This is a genomic window from Phenylobacterium sp. (genome assembly GCF_044236515.1).
Lineage (GTDB): Bacteria > Pseudomonadota > Alphaproteobacteria > Caulobacterales > Caulobacteraceae > Phenylobacterium.
Window position 1 is genome coordinate 1 of the sequence record NZ_JBIIGK010000250.1, and the last position, 2,863, is coordinate 2,863.

The following is a 2,863-nucleotide window of genomic DNA, read 5'->3' on the forward strand; positions in this document are numbered from 1 at the left end:
CTGCTGACGACGCAGATCTGGTTGAAGGACATCGCCCGCGACTTCGCCGGCATGAACGAGGTCTGGGACGCCTGGGTCTCGCCCGAAACGGCCCCGGCCCGGGCGACCGCCCAATGCGAGATGGCCCTGCCGCAGATCCTGATCGAGATCACCGGCGTCGCCGCCCTGCCTTGAGCGCTACATCAGCCCCAGGGCCTTGAGGCTCGCGACGCCGTCGCGGCCGACCACCAGGTGGTCGTGCACGGCGATGCGCAGGGCCCGGGCCGCCTCCACGACCTGGCGGGTCATGTCGACGTCGGCCGACGACGGCGTCGGATCGCCGGACGGGTGGTTGTGCAAGAGGATGACGGCGCTGGCCGACAGCTCCAGGGCCCGGCGCACCACCTCGCGCGGATAGACGGGCGCATGGTCGACGGTGCCGCGGCCCAGCACCTCGTCGGCGATCAGCTGGTTCTTCTTGTCGAGGAACAGCACCCGGAACTGCTCGCGGGCCTCGTGGGCCAGGGCGGTCTTCACATAGGCCAGCAGCGCCGACCACGACGAGATCACTGGCCGCCGGACCACCGCCTCGCGCGCCGCTCGCAGGCCGACCTCATGCACCAGCTTCAGATCCAGAGCGACGGCGGCCCCGACCCCCTTCACCGTCTTCAGCTCCTCGAGGCTGGCGCCGAGCACGCCGGCCAGCGATCCGAACCGGGTCAGCAGCTGCTTGGCGAGGGGTTTGACGTCGCCGCGCGGGATGGCGCGGAACAGCAAGAGCTCCAGGACTTCGTAGTCGGGGAGGGCGGCCGTTCCGCCGGCTGCGGCCCGTTCGCGCAGCCGTTCGCGATGTCCGAGGTGATGCGGCCGCGCCGCCGCCTGGGCTGGCGGCGACCAGAAGTTGGCGACGGAGCCGTCCTGCAGCGATGCGGCGCGATCCATGCGAGAAGATGTTCCACATTTGTTCGACTCAGGCAACCCCGAAGCGACCCTCCGGGGTGGTGCAGACACACCCCCACCTAGGACGTATTTAACAGCTTGTTTGTGAGCCTTACCCGTTTCCACTCTGCAATGTGGGCCAGAACCCTTCCCGGACGTCAGTAAGCCGACGCGGGAGACCTTTCAGGGGCGCGCCATGGGAACGGTGCGGTCCCGCCAAAACAAACATAAGTACGGGGAACGTTCATGAATAAGTACCAGGCCGGAAGTCTGACAATCGCTGCGGTTCTGCTATCGGCGGGCTATGCCGGCGCTCAGGAGCGCTCCGCGCAAACCTCGAACTCACCCGCCGCCGAACGCGGCCAGGCGGTCGACGAGCTGGTCGTCGTCGGCACGCGCCGCGCGGGCCGCACCGTCACCGATTCGCCGGTCCCCGTGGACGTGCTGAGCTCGCAGGATATCGAGACGATCGCCACCGGCGACATGAACAGCCTGATGCGCTCGCTGGTGCCGTCGTTCAACGTCGCGCGCTTCGCCGGCATCAACGCCGACGGCTCGGGCTTCATCCGTCCGCCGACCCTGCGCGGTCTCGCGCCCGACCAGACCCTGGTGCTGATCAACGGCAAGCGCCGTCACCGCTCGGCGCTGGTCAACTTCTCCGGCGGCGGCGCCCTGGCGGCCGGCTCGCAGGCTGTCGACCTCGCCCAGATCCCGACCATCGCGCTCGAGCGCATCGAAGTCCTGCGTGACGGCGCCTCGGCCCAGTACGGCTCCGACGCCATCGCCGGCGTGATCAACTACACCCTGCGCCGCGAGGCCAAAGGCTTCGAGATCCGCAGCCGCTACGGCCAGCACTACAAGGGCGACGGCAAGAATTACCAGCTCCAGGCCAACGTCGGCCTGCCGCTGGGCGATCGCGGCTTCGTCAACGTCTCCGGCGAATTCCTGGACTCCGGCTACACCAGCCGCGGCGGCCAGCGGATTGGCGCCCTGGCGCATTCGCTCGCCCGTCCGGACCTGGCCACCGCCGACCCGGTGCAGCGGGTCGGCGACCCGAAGGTCCGCGCCTACCGCATGTTCTTCAACGGCGAGGTCGAGACCTCCGAGCGGTCCAAGCTCTATTTCTTCGGCAACTACGGCCGCAGCAACCAGGCCTTCCAGTTCAACTGGCGCCAGCCCTACACCGTGACGGGCCCGGCCCAGAGCGGCGTCGGCACTCAGGTCTATCCGCGGACCAACGTCTTCGACCCGATCTACCTCGACCGGCTGCCGGACGGCACCTACGACGCGAACGGCCGTACCTTCAGCTTCACCGAGATCTACCCGCGGGGCTTCACGCCGTTCTTCAAGGGTCACATCCGCGACCTGTCGGGCGTCGCCGGCTACAAGGGCGAGCTCGAGGGCGGCCTGACCTACGACCTGTCGGCCTCCTACGGCCAGAACACCCTGCGCTACTACATGTCGGAATCGCTGAACGCGGCGATGGGCCCCGACTCGCCGACCGAGTTCTACCTGGGCTCGCTGCAGGAGCGTGACACGACGTTCAACGCCGACTTCACCTACCCGGTGGAGATGGGGTTTGCCAGCCCGCTGACGGTCGCCTTCGGGGCCGAGCGGCGGATCGAGGCCTATGAGATCGGCGCCGGCGACGAGGCGTCCTACCTGTTCGGCCCCTACGCCGTGCAGCGCCTCAACAACGGCACGACGATCACCAAGCCGCCGGGCACCAGCGGCGCCCCGGGCTTCTCGCCGGCCTTCGCCATCGACAAGTCGCGCGACAGCTACGCCGGCTACGTCGACCTGGAAGCCGACGTCCTTGAGAACCTGACGCTCGCCGCCGCCCTGCGCTACGAGCACTTCTCCGACTTCGGCTCGACCACCAACTGGAAGCTCTCGGGCCGCTACGAGTTCAGCCCGGCCTTCGCCGTTCGCGGCGGCGTCAGCA

General features: G+C 68.5%; 3 protein-coding genes. 2 read left to right on the forward strand and 1 reads right to left on the reverse strand.

The features are described from left to right. The first annotated feature begins 15 nt into the window (after positions 1-15). Positions 16-174 (forward strand): Rid family hydrolase, encoded by a 159-nt coding sequence (locus tag ACILRF_RS15860; protein ID WP_395674600.1) that lies wholly within the window; start codon positions 16-18, stop codon positions 172-174. 3 nt (positions 175-177) lie between these two features. On the opposite strand, the gene radC is transcribed toward ACILRF_RS15860, so the two are convergent. Beyond that, entirely contained in the window at positions 178-921 is a 744-nt protein-coding gene (gene radC / locus ACILRF_RS15865) for a DNA repair protein RadC (protein ID WP_395674596.1), read from the reverse strand. 243 nt (positions 922-1,164) lie between these two features. Here radC and ACILRF_RS15870 point away from each other — a divergent pair. Next, positions 1,165-2,863, forward strand: a 1,699-nt coding sequence (locus ACILRF_RS15870) for a TonB-dependent receptor plug domain-containing protein (RefSeq protein ID WP_395674598.1), incomplete at its 3' end; no start/stop codon positions are given.

Bases quoted from the DNA above. Each gene is read 5' to 3' on its own strand.
- radC (WP_395674596.1), bottom strand. From the start codon at position 921: ATGGATCGCGCCGCATCGCTGCAGGACGGCTCCGTCGCCAACTTCTGG.